The organism is Cupriavidus sp. LA-1 (genome assembly GCF_055385985.1).
Window position 1 is genome coordinate 1 of sequence record NZ_AP031387.1, and the last position, 20303, is coordinate 20303.

A 20303-nucleotide genomic window follows, 5' to 3' on the forward strand; every position below is an offset into this window, starting at 1 on the left:
GCAGCGCTGCAAAGCAGACGCAGCAAGGGTTGCGGGGTCAGCCGGAAGGCTGGCGCAGCGAAGTTTGCAGCGCCGGCCGCAGCAAAAAAAGATTGCTGAAACGGTTGACGAAACGAAGAAAGCTCTGCATAATCTCGTTTCTCTGCTGCAGACAACGCAGCGACGCAAACGGCAAAGCCGGTAGCGTAGTTCTTTAACAAACAAACAACCGATAAGTGTGGGCGCTGGGTAGCGGACGCCGCTGTCTTCGGACAGTGTTGCTTCACAAGTTATACAGTGCTCGCACAGCAAAACGTGACTGGATCTTCGGATCTGGTCAGTCAGTTTTCTGAGAGTGAGCGACCGCTCGAAAGAGCGAGGGAGCCGCGAGGCTTCCACACAGAGATTGAACTGAAGAGTTTGATCCTGGCTCAGATTGAACGCTGGCGGCATGCCTTACACATGCAAGTCGAACGGCAGCACGGGCTTCGGCCTGGTGGCGAGTGGCGAACGGGTGAGTAATACATCGGAACGTGCCCTGTAGTGGGGGATAACTAGTCGAAAGATTAGCTAATACCGCATACGACCTGAGGGTGAAAGCGGGGGACCGCAAGGCCTCGCGCTACAGGAGCGGCCGATGTCTGATTAGCTAGTTGGTGGGGTAAGAGCCTACCAAGGCGACGATCAGTAGCTGGTCTGAGAGGACGATCAGCCACACTGGGACTGAGACACGGCCCAGACTCCTACGGGAGGCAGCAGTGGGGAATTTTGGACAATGGGGGCAACCCTGATCCAGCAATGCCGCGTGTGTGAAGAAGGCCTTCGGGTTGTAAAGCACTTTTGTCCGGAAAGAAATGGCTCTGGTTAATACCTGGGGTCGATGACGGTACCGGAAGAATAAGCACCGGCTAACTACGTGCCAGCAGCCGCGGTAATACGTAGGGTGCGAGCGTTAATCGGAATTACTGGGCGTAAAGCGTGCGCAGGCGGTTTTGTAAGACAGGCGTGAAATCCCCGAGCTCAACTTGGGAATGGCGCTTGTGACTGCAAGGCTAGAGTATGTCAGAGGGGGGTAGAATTCCACGTGTAGCAGTGAAATGCGTAGAGATGTGGAGGAATACCGATGGCGAAGGCAGCCCCCTGGGACGTCACTGACGCTCATGCACGAAAGCGTGGGGAGCAAACAGGATTAGATACCCTGGTAGTCCACGCCCTAAACGATGTCAACTAGTTGTTGGGGATTCATTTCTTCAGTAACGTAGCTAACGCGTGAAGTTGACCGCCTGGGGAGTACGGTCGCAAGATTAAAACTCAAAGGAATTGACGGGGACCCGCACAAGCGGTGGATGATGTGGATTAATTCGATGCAACGCGAAAAACCTTACCTACCCTTGACATGCCACTAACGAAGCAGAGATGCATTAGGTGCCCGAAAGGGAAAGTGGACACAGGTGCTGCATGGCTGTCGTCAGCTCGTGTCGTGAGATGTTGGGTTAAGTCCCGCAACGAGCGCAACCCTTGTCTCTAGTTGCTACGAAAGGGCACTCTAGAGAGACTGCCGGTGACAAACCGGAGGAAGGTGGGGATGACGTCAAGTCCTCATGGCCCTTATGGGTAGGGCTTCACACGTCATACAATGGTGCGTACAGAGGGTTGCCAACCCGCGAGGGGGAGCTAATCCCAGAAAACGCATCGTAGTCCGGATCGTAGTCTGCAACTCGACTACGTGAAGCTGGAATCGCTAGTAATCGCGGATCAGCATGCCGCGGTGAATACGTTCCCGGGTCTTGTACACACCGCCCGTCACACCATGGGAGTGGGTTTTGCCAGAAGTAGTTAGCCTAACCGCAAGGAGGGCGATTACCACGGCAGGGTTCATGACTGGGGTGAAGTCGTAACAAGGTAGCCGTATCGGAAGGTGCGGCTGGATCACCTCCTTTCTAGAGGCTTGTGTCTCAAGCCTAGCGTTCACACTTATCGGTTTGTTTGCTGTTACAGCCAAGGGTCTGTAGCTCAGGTGGTTAGAGCACCGTCTTGATAAGGCGGGGGTCGTAGGTTCAAGTCCTACCAGACCCACCAAGTTATCCGGAAGGGGGATTAGCTCAGCTGGGAGAGCACCTGCTTTGCAAGCAGGGGGTCGTCGGTTCGATCCCGTCATCCTCCACCATCACCTGGTACCTTGGAATTGGTGGTCAAATGCAAGCGCTTAGCATTGAGCGTTTGCATTTGGCATTGCCAAGCGATCGCAAGATCGGCTGTTCTTTAAAAATATGGGATGTAGTAAAGGTGTCGCGGTGCTTTGATGAGAAGCACAGTAGTTAAACGCGATACCGGGTTGTGATTGTATCAACCAAAATGTATTTAAGTGATCGAAAGATGACTTGGAATACGGCACAAATGCGAGAACTCATCCTGTAGCGACTGTTTCGAGCGATCGAGACACACTCGTTATAGGGTCAAGCGAACAAGTGCATGTGGTGGATGCCTTGGCGATCACAGGCGATGAAGGACGCGGTAGCCTGCGAAAAGCTTCGGGGAGCTGGCAAACAAGCTTTGATCCGGAGATGTCCGAATGGGGAAACCCGGCCCGTATGGGTCATCCCTGACTGAATCCATAGGTCAGGGAAGCGAACGCGGCGAACTGAAACATCTAAGTAGCTGCAGGAACAGAAATCAACCGAGATTCCCAAAGTAGTGGCGAACGAAATGGGAAGAGCCTTGTACTCTTTAGCAGTGGTGTTAGCAGAACGGGATGGAAAGCCCGGCCATAGCAGGTGATAGCCCTGTATGCGAAAACACGATTGTGGAACTAGGTGTACGACAAGTAGGGCGGGACACGTGAAATCCTGTCTGAAGATGGGGGGACCATCCTCCAAGGCTAAATACTCGTGATCGACCGATAGTGAACCAGTACCGTGAGGGAAAGGCGAAAAGAACCCCGGGAGGGGAGTGAAATAGATCCTGAAACCGCATGCATACAAACAGTCGGAGCCTGGAAACGGGTGACGGCGTACCTTTTGTATAATGGGTCAGCGACTTACATTCAGTGGCAAGCTTAACCGATTAGGGAAGGCGTAGCGAAAGCGAGTCCGAACAGGGCGTTGAGTCGCTGGGTGTAGACCCGAAACCAGATGATCTATCCATGGCCAGGTTGAAGGTGCGGTAACACGTACTGGAGGACCGAACCCACTAACGTTGAAAAGTTAGGGGATGAGCTGTGGATAGGGGTGAAAGGCTAAACAAATCTGGAAATAGCTGGTTCTCTCCGAAAACTATTTAGGTAGTGCCTCGTGTGTCACCTTCGGGGGTAGAGCACTGTCATGGTTGGGGGGTCTATTGCTGATTACCCCGCCATAGCAAACTCCGAATACCGAAGAGTGCAATCACGGGAGACAGACATCGGGTGCTAACGTCCGGTGTCAAGAGGGAAACAACCCAGACCGCCAGCTAAGGTCCCCAAGATTGGCTAAGTGGGAAACGAAGTGGGAAGGCTAAAACAGTCAGGAGGTTGGCTTAGAAGCAGCCACCCTTTAAAGAAAGCGTAATAGCTCACTGATCGAGTCGTCCTGCGCGGAAGATGTAACGGGGCTAAGCCAGTCACCGAAGCTGCGGACGCACAGTAATGTGCGTGGTAGGAGAGCGTTCTGTAAGCCTGTGAAGGTGTCTTGTAAAGGATGCTGGAGGTATCAGAAGTGCGAATGCTGACATGAGTAGCGATAAAGGGGGTGAAAGGCCCCCTCGCCGTAAGCCCAAGGTTTCCTACGCAACGTTCATCGGCGTAGGGTGAGTCGGCCCCTAAGGCGAGGCAGAGATGCGTAGCTGATGGGAAGCAGGTTAATATTCCTGCACCGTCGTATGATGCGATGGGGGGACGGATCGCGGAAGGTTGTCCGGGTGTTGGAAGTCCCGGTCCCTGCATTGGAGAAGGCGCTTTGGCAAATCCGGGCGCGGGATTCAAGGATGTGGGGCGAGCGGCCTAGTGCTGCGAAGCAATTGGAAGTGGTTCCAAGAAAAGCCTCTAAGCTTCAGTCATACGAGACCGTACCGCAAACCGACACAGGTGGGCGAGATGAGTATTCTAAGGCGCTTGAGAGAACTCGGGAGAAGGAACTCGGCAAATTGGTACCGTAACTTCGGGATAAGGTACGCCCTGGTAGCTTGACTGGCCTGCGCCAGAAGGGTGAAGGGGTTGCAATAAAATGGTGGCTGCGACTGTTTAATAAAAACACAGCACTCTGCAAACACGAAAGTGGACGTATAGGGTGTGACGCCTGCCCGGTGCCGGAAGATTAAATGATGGGGTGCAAGCTCTTGATTGAAGTCCCGGTAAACGGCGGCCGTAACTATAACGGTCCTAAGGTAGCGAAATTCCTTGTCGGGTAAGTTCCGACCTGCACGAATGGCGTAACGATGGCCACACTGTCTCCTCCCGAGACTCAGCGAAGTTGAAGTGTTTGTGATGATGCAATCTCCCCGCGGCTAGACGGAAAGACCCCATGAACCTTTACTGTAGCTTTGCATTGGACTTTGAACCGATCTGTGTAGGATAGGTGGGAGGCTTTGAAGCGTGGACGCTAGTTCACGTGGAGCCGTCCTTGAAATACCACCCTGGTTTGTTTGAGGTTCTAACCTTGACCCGTGAATCCGGGTCGGGGACAGTGCATGGTAGGCAGTTTGACTGGGGCGGTCTCCTCCCAAAGTGTAACGGAGGAGTTCGAAGGTACGCTTGGTACGGTCGGACATCGTACCTAAAGTGCAATGGCAAAAGCGTGCTTAACTGCGAGACCGACAAGTCGAGCAGGTGCGAAAGCAGGACATAGTGATCCGGTGGTTCTGAATGGAAGGGCCATCGCTCAACGGATAAAAGGTACTCTGGGGATAACAGGCTGATACCGCCCAAGAGTTCATATCGACGGCGGTGTTTGGCACCTCGATGTCGGCTCATCTCATCCTGGGGCTGTAGCCGGTCCCAAGGGTATGGCTGTTCGCCATTTAAAGAGGTACGTGAGCTGGGTTTAAAACGTCGTGAGACAGTTTGGTCCCTATCTGCCGTGGGCGTTGGAATCTTGACGGGGGCTGCTCCTAGTACGAGAGGACCGGAGTGGACGTACCGCTGGTGTACCTGTTGTCTCGCCAGAGGCATCGCAGGGTAGCTATGTACGGAAGAGATAACCGCTGAAAGCATCTAAGCGGGAAACTCGCCTGAAGATGAGGATTCCCTGGCGGCTTGACCGCCTTGAAGGGTCGTTCGAGACCAGGACGTTGATAGGCTGGGTGTGGAAGCGCAGTAATGCGTTAAGCTAACCAGTACTAATTGCCCGTAAGGCTTGATCCTATAACCAGTGTGTTTTGCCTGGTGTGTGTGATCGTGACTGTGCCGAAACAGTTGACACAAGACGCACAACCCCAACTACATCCCTATTCGCAGCGTTGACCTCAACCTCAGCGCTGCAACCCCTTATGCCTGGTGACCATAGCGAGTTGGAACCACCCCTTCCCATCCCGAACAGGTCCGTGAAACGACTCCGCGCCGATGATAGTGCGGATTACCCGTGTGAAAGTAGGTCATCGCCAGGCTCTTATCCCCAAAACCCCTCGACAGCGTGTGCTGCGAGGGGTTTTGTCTTTTCCGGCCGCCGTGCGTGCGTGTCTCCAGCCCCCGCCAGGTGGCCTCAGAGCCTCCAGGAGCTGCGCCGGGACGCCCCTATAGGGTGAGAACGCAGAAATTTAAACTGCGCTTGTGGGAGCGATCAGGCGGTTCAAGCGCCACGCTGGTACGCCTTCCCTGGTCTGACAAAGTACCGTATCCGCAACGGAAAGTGCTTGACAGGCGAGGTGAATAGCCCCATAATCGATAGTTCTCTGCGGAGAGGTGCCCGAGTGGCTAAAGGGGGCAGACTGTAAATCTGTTGGCTTACGCCTACGCTGGTTCGAATCCAGCCCTCTCCACCAGAATGCAAGACAGCAGCCGGCAATGCCGGTGAAGAAGCAGGAAAGAACCGGGCGGGTGTAGCTCAATGGTAGAGCAGAAGCCTTCCAAGCTTACGACGAGGGTTCGATTCCCTTCACCCGCTCCAGTCGCGCGGTTGCTGTCAAAGTAGTACGTCAAGTTTCGCCCATGTGGCTCAGTGGTAGAGCACTCCCTTGGTAAGGGAGAGGTCGGCAGTTCGATCCTGCCCATGGGCACCAAATACCACGCACTGGCAATATCGCTACCGAGACAGGAGTCGCGAAATGGCAAAGGAAAAGTTCGAGCGGACCAAGCCGCACGTGAACGTTGGTACGATTGGTCACGTTGACCATGGCAAGACCACGCTGACCGCAGCGATCGCCACGGTGCTGGCAGCGAAGTTCGGCGGTGCCGCCAAGAAGTACGACGAAATCGACGCAGCGCCGGAAGAGAAGGCACGCGGTATTACCATCAATACCGCCCACGTCGAGTACGAGACGGCCAACCGCCACTACGCGCACGTTGACTGCCCGGGCCACGCTGACTATGTGAAGAACATGATCACGGGCGCAGCGCAGATGGACGGCGCAATCCTGGTTTGCTCGGCCGCTGACGGCCCGATGCCGCAAACGCGTGAGCACATCCTGCTGGCCCGTCAGGTTGGCGTGCCGTACATCATCGTGTTCCTGAACAAGTGCGACATGGTGGACGACGCTGAACTGCTCGAGCTGGTCGAGATGGAAGTTCGCGAGCTGCTCTCGAAGTACGAGTTCCCCGGCGACGACACCCCGATCATCAAGGGTTCGGCCAAGCTGGCGCTGGAAGGCGACAAGGGCGAGCTGGGCGAAGTGGCCATCATGAACCTGGCCGACGCGCTGGACACGTACATCCCGACGCCGGAGCGCGCTGTTGACGGTACGTTCCTGATGCCGGTGGAAGACGTGTTCTCGATCTCGGGTCGCGGCACGGTGGTGACCGGCCGTATCGAGCGCGGCGTGATCAAGGTCGGCGAAGAAATCGAAATCGTTGGTATCAAGCCGACGGTGAAGACCACCTGCACCGGCGTGGAAATGTTCCGCAAGCTGCTGGACCAGGGCCAGGCTGGCGACAACGTCGGTCTGCTGCTGCGCGGCACCAAGCGTGAAGACGTCGAGCGCGGCCAGGTGCTGTGCAAGCCGGGTTCGATCAAGCCGCACACCCACTTCACCGGCGAGGTGTACATCCTGTCGAAGGACGAAGGCGGCCGTCACACCCCGTTCTTCAACAACTACCGCCCGCAGTTCTACTTCCGTACCACCGACGTGACTGGCTCGATCGAGCTGCCGGCGGACAAGGAAATGGTCATGCCGGGTGACAACGTGTCGATCACCGTCAAGCTGATCGCCCCGATCGCCATGGAAGAAGGCCTGCGCTTCGCTATCCGCGAAGGTGGCCGTACCGTCGGCGCCGGCGTCGTGGCAAAGATCCTCGACTAAGTTGTTTGATGGCGAACGCGGCACCAACCGGCCGCGTTCGTTGCCAGAAGGGGTTGGCGGCAGCGCCGGCCCCACAGTTGTTTTAGGGGTATAGCTCAACTGGCAGAGCGTCGGTCTCCAAAACCGAAGGTTGGGGGTTCGATTCCCTCTGCCCCTGCCAAATCAATCAGCCGCGTCGCGAGGAGCAATCGTGACGCGGCTTAGTCTCGTTTGCGAAACATGGCCAATCCCAATGTTGAAACCGTGAACGCCAGCAGCGGCAAGTGGATGCTTGGTGTCGCGGTGCTGCTGGTGGTTGCGGGCGTCATCGGTTTCTATGCACTGGCACAGCAACCGTCTTATGTACGTGGCGCCGCACTGTTCGGTGGTATTGCACTGGGTATCGTCGTTGCACTGGTGTCCACACCGGGCAAGGACTTTATCGGGTTCGCCAAGGAATCGTATCGGGAAGTTCGCAAGGTCGTCTGGCCGACGCGCAAGGAAGCCGGGCAGATGACGGGGCTGGTCTTCGTCTTTGTCGTCGTCATGGCACTGTTCCTGTGGTCGGCAGACAAGCTCATCGAGTGGGTCGTCTTCTCGCTCGTGCTGGGCTGGAAATAAGAGGTAGCACATGACGGATAACGCTCAGCAGGAAACCACCGCGCCGGAATCGCCTTCGTCGAAGAAGCGCTGGTATGTCGTGCATGCCTACTCCGGCATGGAGAAGAGCGTGCAGCGCGCGCTGCAGGAGCGCATCGAGCGCGCCGAGATGCAGGACAAGTTTGGCCGCATCCTGGTGCCGTCCGAAGAAGTCGTGGAAATCAAGGGCGGCCACAAGTCGGTCACCGAGCGCCGTTTCTTCCCGGGCTACGTGCTGGTGGAAATGGAAATGACCGACGAGACCTGGCACCTGGTGAAGAACACCAGCAAGGTCACCGGTTTCGTGGGCGGTGCCCGCAACCGCCCGAGCCCGATTTCGCAGCGCGAAGTCGACAAGATCATGACCCAGATGCAGGAAGGGGTCGAGAAGCCGCGTCCCAAGACGCTGTTCGAAGTGGGCGAAATGGTGCGCGTCAAGGACGGTCCGTTCACCGACTTCAACGGCAACGTGGAAGAAGTGAACTACGAGAAGTCGCGCCTGCGCGTCTCGGTCACGATCTTCGGGCGCGCAACGCCGGTCGAACTCGAGTTCGGCCAGGTCGAGAAGGTTTAAGGAATTTGCCGGCGACTGCCTGAACGGGCGGCAACTGGCAACGGCGACGCCCCGGTGGCGGCGCCAAGAGGAGCGTGAGGCCGTGCCGAGGGTGCGGCGACAGCGCGTTACGACTCAACAGGATCGCATCCCGAAAGAGCGATCCGGATTGGAGTAGAGATGGCCAAGAAGATCATTGGCTTTATCAAGCTGCAGATTCCGGCTGGTAAGGCAAATCCCTCCCCGCCCGTTGGTCCCGCACTGGGTCAGCGTGGTCTGAACATCATGGAGTTCTGCAAGGCGTTCAACGCCCAGACCCAGGGTATGGAACCCGGTCTGCCGGTGCCGGTGGTGATTACCGCCTTCGCCGACAAGAGCTTCACGTTCGTGATGAAGTCGCCCCCCGCGACCGTGCTGATCAAGAAGGCAGCCGGCGTGGCCAAGGGTTCGCCGAAGCCCCATACCGACAAGGTTGGCAAGATCACCCGCGCCCAGGCTGAAGAAATCGCCAAGGCCAAGAACGCTGACCTGACCGCCGCCGACCTGGACGCCGCCGTGCGTACCATCGCCGGTTCGGCTCGTTCGATGGGCATCACCGTGGAGGGTCTGTAAATGGCTAAGGTTTCCAAGCGCGTCGCCGCCAACAAGGCGAAGATCGAGCGTACCAAGTTCTACCCGATCGACGAGGCCCTGGGCCTGGTGAAGGGCTGCGCCTCGGCGAAGTTCGACGAATCGATCGACGTGGCCGTGCAACTGGGCATCGACGCCAAGAAGTCGGACCAGGTGGTTCGTGGTTCGGTGGTGCTGCCCGCCGGTACCGGCAAGTCGGTTCGCGTGGCTGTGTTCGCCCAGGGCGAGAAGGCTGAAGCCGCCAAGGCCGCCGGTGCTGACATCGTCGGCATGGAAGACCTGGCTGAGCAAGTCAAGGCCGGCAACCTGAACTTCGACGTCGTGATCGCTTCGCCGGACACGATGCGTATCGTCGGTACGCTGGGCCAGATCCTGGGCCCGCGCGGCCTGATGCCGAACCCGAAGGTCGGTACCGTGACCCCCGACGTGGCCCAGGCCGTGAAGAACGCCAAGGCCGGTCAGGTCCAGTTCCGTGTCGACAAGGCCGGTATCATCCACGCCACCATCGGCCGCCGTTCGTTCGAAGACGCCGCGCTGAAGACCAACCTGTCGGCGCTGCTGGACGCGCTGGTCAAGGCCAAGCCGGCCACGAGCAAGGGCGTGTACCTGCGCAAGGTCGCGGTCTCGTCGACCATGGGCGTGGGCGTGCGAGTCGACCAGGCTACGCTGGCAGCCTGAGCTGACGGCAAATTGCCGACCGTGACCCGATAACACCGGTCGGCAAGCAGAATTGAAGGTCCTCGCCACGGCGGGGATCGTCTCCGGACCGAACAGGGAAGGAGCATGGCTTTGGGCAGTGGTGCCGTCCGGTCGCGCAAGCAACGACGGCACTGCTGGTTATCAAAGACCGCTGGTGTCCTGGTCCGCGGCAGTGTTGGCGGAAAGGGCTTAATCGGCCGGTGCGTGCGGGATGGCTTTCGGGCCTGACCGACGTGTTCCGGCCAGCCAGCGCAGATGGCGCACCCGAAGGGATTGAAGCAGCCGGGCATGACCCGGATGATTCGGGCCAATCGGACGCCGTTCGTTTGTGCTGACGTGAAGGCTCCGGTATTGCCGGAGAGCTAGCGTCGTTTTGGAGCTTAACCGTGCCACTCAATATTGAAGATAAGAAGGCCGTCGTTGCTGAGGTCTCGGCGCAAGTCGCCAAGGCCCAGACCATCGTCGTGGCCGAATATCGCGGCATTGCGGTTGGCGATCTGACCAAGCTGCGTGCTGCCGCTCGCCAGCAAGGCGTGTACCTGCGTGTTCTGAAGAACACGCTGGCCCGCCGTGCCGTCGAAGGTACGCCGTTTGCTGGCCTCGCAGAGCAGATGACCGGTCCGCTGATCTACGGTATTTCCGAAGATGCAGTGTCGTCGGCCAAGGTTCTGAACGACTTTGCCAAGACCAACGACAAGTTGGTCCTGCGCGCAGGGTCGTATGACGGCAAGGTTCTCGACGCTGCCGCCGTGAAGGCGCTGGCCTCGATCCCGAGCCGCGACGAACTGATTGCTCAGCTGCTGGGCGTGATGCAGGCACCGGTGTCGGGCTTCGCCCGTCTGCTGGCTGCACTGGCTGCCAAGAACGCAGAAGGCGCTCCCGCGGAAGCGGAAGCCGCCGGCGCCTAAGGCAATCCAGGCCGCGCATCGAAAGATCGCATTACCGATACCGAATCAAATCTAGTAGGAGTATTTCAAATGGCAATCACCAAAGACGACATCCTGGAAGCCGTTGGCGCGATGTCCGTGATGGAACTGAACGACCTGGTCAAGGCGTTCGAAGAGAAGTTTGGCGTGTCGGCCGCTGCCATGGCCGTGGCTGCTGCTCCGGGCGCTGGCGGTGCCGCCGCTGCTGAAGAGCAGACCGAGTTCAACGTGATCCTGGCCGAAGTCGGCGCCAACAAGGTTGGCGTGATTAAGGCTGTTCGCGAAATCACCGGCCTGGGCCTGAAGGAAGCCAAGGACCTGGTCGATGGCGCACCGAAGCCCGTCAAGGAAGGCGTGGACAAGGCCGCTGCTGCCGAAGCCAAGAAGAAGCTGGAAGACGCTGGCGCGAAGGTCGACGTCAAGTAAGGCTATGCTCGCGTGCCCTTGTGGCACGCGAATGGGGCTGGCAAAGGGAAATTCCCGGCGCCAGCCTTTTTGCGCTTGTGCGATTGTGTTTTAGTCGCCACTCCGCACAGCGAGCGCGCAGTAGAAAGTGATGTTTGCGATTCGCGGCAGGCTTTGATTTGCCGGCGATTCAGCAGAGGCCAAACATCAGTGGCACACTAAGTGGTTGCTGCTGATGTTTGTCTTCTGAACCGACTGCAGAAGACAAGTTTGGTCGGGTGTCCCCCGGGCGAGTACAGGCGTTGCGCTGATGCGACGACCACACCGCCCGCAGCGTGCGGACACCGTCAGCCAGAGGTTGGTAGCGGCCAACCGCCAAATCCCCTCCCAGTCGCTGAACACCTCAGGCGCGGCCAGGTCCAGCCGTCCTGCGATGATTCGGAGATCCCATGGCGTACAGCTTCACCGAAAAGAAGCGCATTCGCAAAAGCTTTGCGAAGCGCGCGACGGTACATCAGGTTCCATTCCTGCTTGCCACTCAGATTGAATCCTACACCCAGTTCTTGCAAGCGGAAACGCCGACCGCGCGTCGCAAGACCGAAGGCCTCCAGGCCGCTTTCAACGCAATCTTCCCGATCTCCTCGCATAACGGGCTTGCCCGTATGGAGTTCGTCTCGTATCACCTGTCCAACCCGCCGTTCGACGTCAAGGAATGTCAGCAGCGTGGCCTGACCTTCCACTCGGCCCTGCGTGCCAAGGTTCGCCTGATCATCAACGATCGCGAGAACCCGGGCAAGGTCAAGGAAGTGAAGGAGCAGGAAGTCTACATGGGCGAAATCCCGCTGATGACTTCCACCGGTTCGTTCGTGATCAACGGCACCGAGCGTGTCATCGTCTCGCAGCTGCACCGCTCGCCGGGCGTGTTCTTCGAGCACGACAAGGGCAAGACCCACAGCTCGGGCAAGCTGCTGTTCTCGGCACGTATCATCCCCTACCGCGGTTCGTGGCTGGACTTCGAATTCGATCCGAAGGACATCCTGTACTTCCGCGTCGACCGCCGCCGCAAGATGCCGGTGACGATCCTGCTGAAGTCGATCGGCCTGACCCCGGAACAGATCCTCGCGCACTTCTTCGTGTTCGACAACTTCACGCTGCAGGCCGAAGGCGCGCAGCTGGAGTTCGTGCCCGAGCGCCTGCGCGGCGAAGTCGCGCGCTTCGACATCGCCGACAAGAACGGCCGTGTCGTGGTCGAGAAGGACAAGCGGATCAACGCCAAGCACATCCGTGACCTGGACTCGGCCGGCACCAAGCTGATCAGCGTGCCGGAAGACTACCTGCTGGGCCGCGTGCTGGCCAAGAACATCATCGACCCGGATACCGGCGAGGTGATTGCCAACGCCAACGACGAGCTGACCGAAACGCTGCTGGAAAACCTGCGCGAAGCCGGCGTCAAGCAGATCCAGACCCTGTACACCAACGACCTGGATCAGGGCCCGTACATGTCGCAGACCCTGCGCGTGGACGAGACCGCCGACCAGACCGCCGCGCGTATCGCGATCTACCGCATGATGCGCCCGGGCGAGCCGCCGACCGAGGAAGCCGTGGAAGCGCTGTTCCAGCGCCTGTTCTACAGCGAAGAGTCGTACGACCTGTCGCGCGTTGGCCGCATGAAGGTCAACAGCCGCCTGGGTCGCCCCACCGGCGAAGGCGCCATGGTGCTGCAGGACGAGGACATCCTCGAGACCATCAAGATCCTGGTCAACCTGCGCAACGGCAAGGGCGAGGTCGATGACATCGACCACCTGGGCAACCGCCGCGTGCGTTGTGTCGGCGAACTGGCCGAAAACCAGTTCCGTGCCGGCCTGTCGCGCGTGGAGCGCGCCGTCAAGGAGCGTCTGGGCCAGGCCGAGACCGAGAACCTGATGCCGCACGACCTGATCAACTCGAAGCCGATCTCGTCGGCGATCCGCGAGTTCTTCGGTTCGTCGCAGCTGTCGCAGTTCATGGACCAGACCAACCCGCTGTCCGAGATCACGCACAAGCGCCGTGTCTCCGCACTGGGCCCGGGCGGCCTGACGCGCGAGCGCGCCGGCTTTGAAGTCCGTGACGTGCACCCGACCCACTATGGCCGCGTGTGCCCGATCGAAACGCCGGAAGGCCCGAACATTGGCCTGATCAACTCGCTGGCACTGTATGCCCGCCTGAACGAATACGGCTTCCTGGAAACGCCGTACCGCAAGGTGGTCGACAGCAAGCTGACCGACCAGGTCGACTACCTGTCCGCGATCGAGGAAGGCAAGTACGTGGTGGCGCAGGCCAACGCGACGGTCGACGCCGAAGGCAACCTGACCGACGAACTGGTGTCGGCGCGTGAAGGCTCCGAGCGTGAAACCCGTATGGTGACGCCGGACCGCGTGCAGTACATCGACGTGGCGCCGTCGCAGATCGTGTCGGCCGCTGCCTCGCTGGTGCCGTTCCTGGAACACGATGACGCGAACCGTGCACTGATGGGCGCGAACATGCAGCGTCAGGCCGTGCCTTGCCTGCGTCCGGACAAGCCGCTGGTCGGCACCGGCATCGAGCGTACCGTTGCGGTCGACTCGGGCACCGCGGTGCAGGCCATGCGCGGTGGCGTGGTCGACTACGTCGACGCGATGCGTATCGTGATCCGCGTGAACGACGACGAAGCCGTGGCCGGTGAAGTCGGCGTGGACATCTACAACCTGATCAAGTACACGCGCTCGAACCAGAACACCAACATCAACCAGCGTCCGATGGTCAAGGTGGGCGACCACGTGGCCCGCGGCGACGTCATCGCCGACGGCGCCTCGACCGACCTGGGTGAGCTGGCCCTCGGCCAGAACATGCTGGTGGCGTTCATGCCGTGGAACGGCTACAACTTCGAGGATTCGATCCTGATCTCGGAGCGTGTGGTGGCCGAAGACCGCTATACCTCGATCCACATCGAGGAACTGTCGGTCGTTGCCCGCGACACCAAGCTGGGACCGGAAGAAATCACGCGCGATATCTCGAACCTGGCCGAAGCCCAGCTGGCTCGCCTGGACGAGTCGGGCATCACCTACATCGGCGCCGAAGTTGAAGCCGGCGACGTGCTGGTGGGCAAGGTCACGCCGAAGGGCGAGACCCAGCTGACCCCGGAAGAGAAGCTGCTGCGCGCGATCTTCGGCGAGAAGGCATCGGACGTGAAGGACACCTCGCTGCGCGTGCCGTCGGGCATGAGCGGCATCGTGATCGACGTCCAGGTTTTCACCCGCGAAGGCGTGACGCGCGACAAGCGTGCCCAGTCGATCATCGACGACGAACTGAAGCGCTACCGCCTGGACCTGAACGACCAGCTGCGTATCGTGGAAGGCGACGCGTTCCAGCGTCTGGAGCGCCTGCTCGTCGACAAGACCGTCAACGGCGGTCCGAAGAAGCTGGCCAAGGGTGCCAAGATCACCAAGGAGTACCTGGCGGACATCGACAAGTACCACTGGTTCGACATCCGTCCGGCCGACGAGGAACTGGCTGCCCAGCTGGAAGCCGTCAAGGAAGCCATCGAGCAGAAGCGCCACGAGTTCGACCTGGCCTTCGAAGAGAAGCGCAAGAAGCTCACGCAGGGCGACGAACTGCCGCCGGGCGTGATCAAGATGGTCAAGGTGTACCTGGCCGTCAAGCGCCGCCTGCAGCCTGGCGACAAGATGGCCGGCCGTCACGGTAACAAGGGTGTCGTGTCCAAGATCACGCCGATCGAAGACATGCCCTACATGGCCGACGGTACGCCTGCCGACATCGTGCTGAACCCGCTGGGCGTGCCTTCGCGGATGAACGTGGGCCAGATTCTCGAGACCCACCTGGGCTGGGCCGCGCGCGGCCTGGGCGAGCGCATCGGCAACATGCTGAAGGCGCAAGCCAAGGCAGCCGAAGTGCGCAAGCTGCTCACGCAGATCTACAACGAGAGCGGCAAGGTCGAAGACCTCGACAGCCTGTCGGATTCGGAAGTCCTGGAACTGGCCGAGAACCTGAAGAAGGGCGTGCCGTTCGCGACGCCGGTGTTCGACGGTGCGCATGAGGACGAAATCCGCCGCATGCTGGACCTCGCCTATCCGGAAGAGATCGCGAAGGAGAAGGGCCTGACCGCTTCCAAGCAGCAGGTCACGCTGTTCGACGGCCGCACCGGCGAAGCGTTCGAGCGTCCGGTCACGCTGGGTGTGATGCACATGCTGAAGCTGCATCACCTGGTCGACGACAAGATGCACGCGCGTTCCACCGGCCCGTACTCGCTGGTGACGCAGCAGCCGCTGGGCGGCAAGGCCCAGTTCGGTGGCCAGCGTTTCGGTGAGATGGAAGTGTGGGCACTGGAAGCCTACGGCGCGTCGTACGTGCTGCAGGAAATGCTGACGGTCAAGTCCGATGACGTGAACGGCCGTACCAAGGTGTACGAGAACATCGTCAAGGGCGAGCACTCGATCGACGCCGGCATGCCGGAATCGTTCAACGTGCTGGTGAAGGAAATCCGCTCGCTGGGTATCGACATCGACCTCGATCGCTACTGATCGGGCAGGTGAGGGGAGCCGGTTGCGGCCGGCTCCCCGTCGACACACAGCAGCGCAGGATTTCCCACAGGATGAATGCCAGCGACCCGGACCAACTCCGGGGCGGTGGCGAAACAAGGAGTTGCAATGAAAGCATTGCTCGATCTCTTTAAGCAGGTACAGCAGGAAGAGCAGTTCGACGCGATCAAGATCGGCCTGGCCTCGCCCGAAAAGATCCGTTCGTGGTCGTACGGCGAAGTGAAGAAGCCGGAAACGATCAACTACCGTACGTTCAAGCCGGAACGCGACGGCCTGTTCTGCGCCAAGATCTTTGGCCCGATCAAGGACTACGAGTGCCTGTGCGGCAAGTACAAGCGCCTGAAGCACCGTGGCGTGATCTGCGAGAAGTGCGGCGTTGAAGTGACGCTGGCCAAGGTGCGCCGCGAGCGCATGGGCCATATCGAACTGGCCGCGCCGACCGCGCACATCTGGTTCCTGAAGTCGCTGCCGTCGCGCCTGGGCATGGTCCTGGACATGACGCTGCGCGACATCGAGCGCGTGCTGTACTTTGAAGCATTCGTGGTGCTCGAACCCGGCATGACCCCGCTCAAGAAGAGCCAGATCATGTCCGAAGACGACTACCTCGCGAAGTGCGACGAGTACGGCGAGGGCGAGTTCGTCGCCATGATGGGTGCCGAGGGCATCCGTGAACTGCTGCGCGGCATCGACATCGAGAAGCAGATCGAACAGATCCGCGCCGAGCTGCAGGCCACCGGCTCCGAAGCCAAGATCAAGAAGTTCGCCAAGCGCCTGAAGGTGCTCGAGGCCTTCCAGCGTTCGGGCATCAAGCCCGAGTGGATGATCCTCGAAGTGCTGCCGGTGCTGCCGCCCGAGCTGCGTCCGCTGGTGCCGCTGGACGGCGGCCGCTTCGCGACCTCGGACCTGAACGACCTGTATCGCCGCGTCATCAACCGTAACAACCGCCTGAAGCGCCTGCTGGAACTGAAGGCGCCCGAGATCATCGTGCGCAACGAAAAGCGCATGCTGCAGGAAGCGGTTGACTCGCTGCTGGACAACGGCCGTCGCGGCAAGGCGATGACCGGTGCCAACAAGCGTCCGCTGAAGTCCCTGGCCGAAATGATCAAGGGCAAGGGCGGCCGTTTCCGTCAGAACCTGCTGGGCAAGCGCGTCGACTACTCGGGCCGTTCGGTCATCGTGGTGGGCCCGACGCTCAAGCTGCACCAGTGCGGCCTGCCCAAGCTGATGGCGCTCGAGCTGTTCAAGCCCTTCATTTTCCACAAGCTGGAAACGATGGGCATCGCCACCACCATCAAGGCGGCGAAGAAGGAAGTCGAAAGCCAGACCCCGGTGGTGTGGGACATCCTCGAAGAGGTGATCCGCGAGCACCCGGTGATGCTGAACCGTGCGCCGACGCTGCACCGCCTGGGCATCCAGGCGTTCGAGCCGGTGCTGATCGAAGGCAAGGCCATCCAGCTGCACCCGCTGGTCTGCGCGGCGTTCAACGCCGACTTCGACGGTGACCAGATGGCTGTCCACGTCCCGCTGTCGCTGGAAGCGCAGATGGAAGCCCGCACCCTGATGCTGGCCTCCAACAACGTGCTGTTCCCGGCCAACGGCGACCCGTCGATCGTGCCGTCGCAAGACGTGGTGCTGGGTCTGTACTACACGACCCGCGACAAGATCAACGGCCGCGGCGAGGGCATGACCTTTGCCGACATCAGCGAAGTGATCCGCGCCTACGAGAACAAGGAAGTCGAACTGGCTTCGCGCGTGAACGTGCGTATCACCGAGTATGAGCTGGTCGACAAGGACGCCGAAGGCGACGCCCGTTTCGCACCCAAGATCACGCTGCAGGCCACCACGGTCGGCCGCGCGATCCTGTCCGAGATCCTGCCCAAGGGCCTGCCGTTCTCGGTGCTGAACAAGCCGCTGAAGAAGAAGGAAATCTCGCGCCTGATCAACACCGCGTTCCGCAAGTGCGGCCTGCGCGAGACCGTGATCTTCGCCGACAAGCTGCTGCAGTCGGGCTTCCGCCTGGCAACCCGCGCCGGTATCTCGATCGCCATCGACGACATGCTGGTGCCGCCGCAGAAGGAAAAGATCATCGCCGAGGCCTCGGCCAAGGTGAAGGAATACGACAAGCAGTACATGTCGGGTCTGGTGACCGACCAGGAACGCTACAACAACGTCGTGGACATCTGGGGCGCCGCCGGCGACCAGGTGGGCAAGGCGATGATGGAGCAGCTCCAGCACGAAGACGTGGTCGACCGCGAAGGCAAGACCGTGAAGCAAGAGTCGTTCAACTCCATCTACATGATGGCCGACTCGGGCGCACGGGGTTCCGCCGCGCAGATCCGCCAGCTGGCCGGTATGCGTGGCCTGATGGCCAAGCCGGATGGCTCGATCATTGAAACGCCGATTACGGCGAACTTCCGTGAAGGCCTGAACGTTCTGCAGTACTTCATCTCGACCCACGGCGCCCGTAAGGGCCTGGCCGATACGGCACTGAAGACCGCCAACTCGGGTTACCTGACCCGTCGTCTGGTCGACGTGACGCAGGATCTGGTCGTGGTCGAAGACGATTGCGGCACCACCAACGGCGTGGCCATGAAGGCCCTGGTCGAAGGCGGTGAAGTGATCGAAGCCCTGCGCGACCGTATCCTCGGCCGCGTGACCGTGGCCGACGTGGTGAACCCGGAAACCCAGGAAACCGCGATCGAGACCGGCACGCTGCTGGACGAAGACCTGGTCGACCTGATCGACGCGATCGGCGTGGACGAAGTCAAGGTCCGCACCCCGCTGTCGTGCGACACGCGCTACGGCCTGTGCGGCAAGTGCTATGGCCGCGACCTGGGCCGCGGCGTACTGGTGAACTCCGGCGAAGCGGTGGGCGTGATTGCCGCCCAGTCGATCGGTGAGCCGGGCACGCAGCTGACCATGCGTACGTTCCACATCGGTGGTGCGGCATCGCGTGCGGCAGTGGCATCGAGCGTGGAGGCCAAGGCAACCGGTACCGTGCGTTTCACGGCGACCATGCGTTACGTCACCAATGCGAAGGGCGAACTGATCGTCATCTCGCGTTCGGGCGAGGCGCTGATCACCGACGACCACGGCCGCGAGCGCGAGCGCCACAAGATCCCGTACGGCGCCACGCTGCTGGTGCAGGACGGCCAGGCCATCAAGGCTGGCACGCAGCTGGCCACGTGGGATGCGCTGACGCGCCCGATCGTGTCGGAATACACCGGTACGACCAAGTTCGAGAACGTCGAAGAAGGCGTGACCGTCGCCAAGCAGATGGACGAAGTGACGGGCCTGTCGACCCTGGTGGTGATCGATGCCAAGCGCCGCACGGCTGCCACCAAGGGCATCCGCCCGCAGGTGAAGCTGCTCGACGCCGCCGGCCAGGAAGTGAAGATCCCGGGCACGGACCACTCCGTGACCATTGGCTTCCAGGTGGGCGCGCTGATCACGGTGAAGGACGGCCAGCAGGTGCACGTGGGTGAAGTGCTCGCGCGTATCCCGACCGAATCGCAGAAGACCCGCGACATTACCGGTGGTCTGCCGCGTGTGGCCGAGCTGTTCGAAGCGCGTTCGCCGAAGGACGCCGCCGTGCTGGCGGAAGTCACCGGCACGACCTCGTTCGGCAAGGACACCAAGGGCAAGCAGCGCCTGGTCATCACCGACCTGGACGGCAATGCCCACGAGTTCCTGATCGCGAAGGAAAAGCAGGTGCTGGTGCACGACGGCCAGGTGGTGAACAAGGGCGAAATGATCGTGGAAGGTCCGGCGGACCCGCACGACATCCTGCGCCTGAAGGGCATCGAAGAGCTGGCGCACTACATCGTCGACGAAGTCCAGGACGTGTACCGTCTGCAGGGCGTGAAGATCAACGACAAGCACATCGAGGTGATCGTTCGCCAGATGCTGCGCCGCGTCCAGATCGCCGACGTGGGCGACACCAAGTTCATCCCGGGTGAACAGGTGGAGCGTTCGGAACTGCTCGACGAGAACGATCGCGTGATCGCCGAAGGCAAGCGTCCGGCCACGTACGAGAACCTGCTGCTCGGTATCACCAAGGCGTCGCTGTCGACCGACAGCTTCATCTCGGCGGCATCGTTCCAGGAAACCACCCGCGTGCTGACCGAAGCCGCGATCATGGGCAAGACCGACGACCTGCGTGGTCTGAAGGAAAACGTGATCGTCGGCCGTCTGATCCCGGCCGGTACCGGCCTGGCCTACCATCGTGCCCGCAAGGCGCGCGAGGCCTCCGAGCGCGAACGCGCCCAGGCGATCGCCGAAGAAGAGCAGTCGCTCTTCATCGAGCCGACGCCGGTGGTGCAGGCGACCGAGGGTGAAGGCGACAACGCCTGACCGCAGTAGAGACAGATCCCGCCGCAAGGCGGGCCAAAGCCCGGCTGATCCAGCCGGGCTTTTTTTTGTCCGCTCGCCGGTGGCGCTGTCGTGAGAAAGATCGGACTGTTTGCCCGGCGAGCACGGAAGCGGGCCACCTTA

At 60.3% G+C, this 20303-nt stretch carries 9 protein-coding genes, 6 tRNA genes and 3 rRNA genes; all 18 read left to right on the forward strand.

Translation table 11 applies throughout. The annotated features are described in order from the left end of the window. Positions 1 to 387: 387 nt before the first annotated feature. The 18 genes from ACZ5MJ_RS00005 (at position 388) to rpoC (ending at position 20162) form a co-directional block, all read left to right on the forward strand. Positions 388 to 1919, forward strand: a 16S ribosomal RNA gene (locus tag ACZ5MJ_RS00005). Positions 1920 to 1981: 62 nt separating this feature from the next. Next, positions 1982 to 2058: transfer RNA gene (locus tag ACZ5MJ_RS00010), tRNA-Ile, on the forward strand. 12 nt (positions 2059 to 2070) lie between these two features. Continuing rightward, positions 2071 to 2146: transfer RNA gene (locus ACZ5MJ_RS00015), tRNA-Ala, on the forward strand. A gap of 287 nt (positions 2147 to 2433) precedes the next feature. Further along, positions 2434 to 5314: ribosomal RNA gene (locus ACZ5MJ_RS00020) — 23S ribosomal RNA — on the forward strand. A 128-nt stretch (positions 5315 to 5442) separates the two neighbouring features. Further along, positions 5443 to 5556, forward strand: a 5S ribosomal RNA gene (gene rrf, locus ACZ5MJ_RS00025). The 16S, 23S and 5S rRNA genes sit together here with 5 tRNA genes alongside, the layout of an rRNA operon. Before the next feature lie 289 nt (positions 5557 to 5845). After that, positions 5846 to 5931: transfer RNA gene (locus tag ACZ5MJ_RS00030), tRNA-Tyr, on the forward strand. Positions 5932 to 5982: 51 nt separating this feature from the next. Continuing rightward, a tRNA-Gly gene (locus ACZ5MJ_RS00035) sits at positions 5983 to 6056 on the forward strand. A gap of 37 nt (positions 6057 to 6093) precedes the next feature. Continuing rightward, positions 6094 to 6168: transfer RNA gene (locus ACZ5MJ_RS00040), tRNA-Thr, on the forward strand. Between the two features lie 45 nt (positions 6169 to 6213). After that, positions 6214 to 7404 (forward strand): elongation factor Tu, encoded by a 1191-nt coding sequence (gene tuf, locus ACZ5MJ_RS00045; RefSeq protein WP_464221500.1) that lies wholly within the window; start codon positions 6214 to 6216, stop codon positions 7402 to 7404. 84 nt (positions 7405 to 7488) lie between these two features. Continuing rightward, a tRNA-Trp gene (locus tag ACZ5MJ_RS00050) sits at positions 7489 to 7564 on the forward strand. 59 nt (positions 7565 to 7623) lie between these two features. After that, the gene (secE, locus tag ACZ5MJ_RS00055; protein WP_464221501.1) at positions 7624 to 8004 is read left to right on the forward strand and encodes a preprotein translocase subunit SecE; all 381 of its coding nucleotides are present in this window, start codon (positions 7624 to 7626) and stop codon (positions 8002 to 8004) included. A gap of 10 nt (positions 8005 to 8014) precedes the next feature. Then, on the forward strand, positions 8015 to 8596 hold the full coding sequence (gene nusG, locus ACZ5MJ_RS00060) for a transcription termination/antitermination protein NusG (protein WP_010810468.1): 582 nt from the start codon (positions 8015 to 8017) through the stop codon (positions 8594 to 8596). Between the two features lie 159 nt (positions 8597 to 8755). Further along, on the forward strand, positions 8756 to 9187 hold the full coding sequence (rplK, locus tag ACZ5MJ_RS00065; RefSeq protein ID WP_042882508.1) for a 50S ribosomal protein L11: 432 nt from the start codon (positions 8756 to 8758) through the stop codon (positions 9185 to 9187). After that, positions 9188 to 9883: a 50S ribosomal protein L1 gene (rplA, locus tag ACZ5MJ_RS00070; RefSeq protein ID WP_464221503.1), complete on the forward strand. Its 696-nt coding sequence runs from the start codon at positions 9188 to 9190 to the stop codon at positions 9881 to 9883. Positions 9884 to 10290: 407 nt separating this feature from the next. Beyond that, a complete protein-coding gene (rplJ, locus tag ACZ5MJ_RS00075) occupies positions 10291 to 10812 on the forward strand; it encodes a 50S ribosomal protein L10 (protein WP_022536870.1) in 522 nt (173 codons plus the stop codon). 69 nt (positions 10813 to 10881) lie between these two features. Then, positions 10882 to 11256: a 50S ribosomal protein L7/L12 gene (gene rplL, locus ACZ5MJ_RS00080; RefSeq protein ID WP_010810464.1), complete on the forward strand. Its 375-nt coding sequence runs from the start codon at positions 10882 to 10884 to the stop codon at positions 11254 to 11256. 428 nt (positions 11257 to 11684) lie between these two features. Next, entirely contained in the window at positions 11685 to 15791 is a 4107-nt protein-coding gene (gene rpoB, locus ACZ5MJ_RS00085; protein ID WP_464221508.1) for a DNA-directed RNA polymerase subunit beta, read from the forward strand. Positions 15792 to 15917: 126 nt separating this feature from the next. After that, on the forward strand, positions 15918 to 20162 hold the full coding sequence (gene rpoC, locus ACZ5MJ_RS00090; RefSeq protein ID WP_464221509.1) for a DNA-directed RNA polymerase subunit beta': 4245 nt from the start codon (positions 15918 to 15920) through the stop codon (positions 20160 to 20162). Positions 20163 to 20303: the final 141 nt, after the last annotated feature.

Excerpts from the sequence above, each read along its gene's own strand:
- rpoB (WP_464221508.1), top strand. The coding sequence starts at position 11,685 with ATGGCGTACAGCTTCACCGAAAAGAAGCGCATTCGCAAAAGCTTTGCG.
- rplL (WP_010810464.1), top strand. The coding sequence starts at position 10,882 with ATGGCAATCACCAAAGACGACATCCTGGAAGCCGTTGGCGCGATGTCC.
- tuf (WP_464221500.1), top strand. The coding sequence starts at position 6,214 with ATGGCAAAGGAAAAGTTCGAGCGGACCAAGCCGCACGTGAACGTTGGT.
- rplA (WP_464221503.1), top strand. The coding sequence starts at position 9,188 with ATGGCTAAGGTTTCCAAGCGCGTCGCCGCCAACAAGGCGAAGATCGAG.
- rpoC (WP_464221509.1), top strand. The coding sequence starts at position 15,918 with ATGAAAGCATTGCTCGATCTCTTTAAGCAGGTACAGCAGGAAGAGCAG.
- rplK (WP_042882508.1), top strand. The coding sequence starts at position 8,756 with ATGGCCAAGAAGATCATTGGCTTTATCAAGCTGCAGATTCCGGCTGGT.
- secE (WP_464221501.1), top strand. The coding sequence starts at position 7,624 with ATGGCCAATCCCAATGTTGAAACCGTGAACGCCAGCAGCGGCAAGTGG.
- nusG (WP_010810468.1), top strand. The coding sequence starts at position 8,015 with ATGACGGATAACGCTCAGCAGGAAACCACCGCGCCGGAATCGCCTTCG.